Genomic DNA, 921 nt, shown 5'->3' on the forward strand with positions numbered 1-921 from the left:
TGGTCGCTGCCGACAAACTGACCGTATAGACTAAGTTTGCACCTTCCGTCACATTGTCATCGGCGGTTCCTGTCAAGCCCGGTTCTACTTTCGTCACCGACGGCTTTTCATTATCCAAGATACCGCCCGTACCCGTTGCGCCGCCTATCACTAAAGGCAGTGTTTCAGGGGACGCTGAATCAATCACCGTATCATCAATCGTGCTCACGGTGACCGTAAAGGCCGTCACACCACTCGGTACAATCACATTGCCACCGACCAAGGTAACGCCATTACTGAACACCGGGGTCGTGTTGTAGTCACTCGTAGCCGTGGCAGTTCCACCGCCCAAAGTGTAAGCATAGGTCGATAGCGTATTCGTCGCTGCCGACAAACTGACGGTGTAGACCAGGTTGTTGCCTTCGACCACATTGTCATCTCCAGCACCTGGGGCACCTGGTTCTATCGTGGTGATGGTCGGCTTCTCATTATCGAGAATACCACCCGTACCCGTCGCACCGCCAATGACTAATGGCAGTGTTTCCGGTGTCGCAGAATCAACGATGGTGTCGTCGATCGTGGTCACGGTGACCGTAAAGGCCGTCACGCCACTCGGTACAATCACATTGCCGCCCGAGAGCGTGACACCATTGGAGAAGACCGGTGTCGTGTTGTAATCGCTGGTCGCCGTTGCACTGCCACCACCCAAACTATAGGCGTAGGTCGTCGCCGTGTTCGTCGCTGCCGACAGACTGACGGTATAGACCAAGTTGTTGCCTTCCACCACATTGTCGTCACCACTACCTGGCGCACCCGGTTCCACTGATGTAATGGTCGGCTTTTCATTATCGAGAATACCGCCTATACCCGTCGCGCCGCCAACAACTAATGGCAGTGTTTCCGGTGTCGCAGAATCAACAATGGTGTCGTCGATCGTGCTCA

The 921-nt window shown here is 54.7% G+C and carries 1 protein-coding gene; it reads right to left on the reverse strand.

Going from position 1 to position 921, the window contains the following annotated elements:
* Positions 1-921: hypothetical protein (locus ACO0KZ_RS20435; protein ID WP_422998623.1), on the reverse strand; the 921-nt coding region annotated here is incomplete at both ends.

Origin of the sequence: Undibacterium sp. Di24W, assembly GCF_049340325.1 — a bacterium.
Classification (GTDB): domain Bacteria; phylum Pseudomonadota; class Gammaproteobacteria; order Burkholderiales; family Burkholderiaceae_D; genus Undibacterium.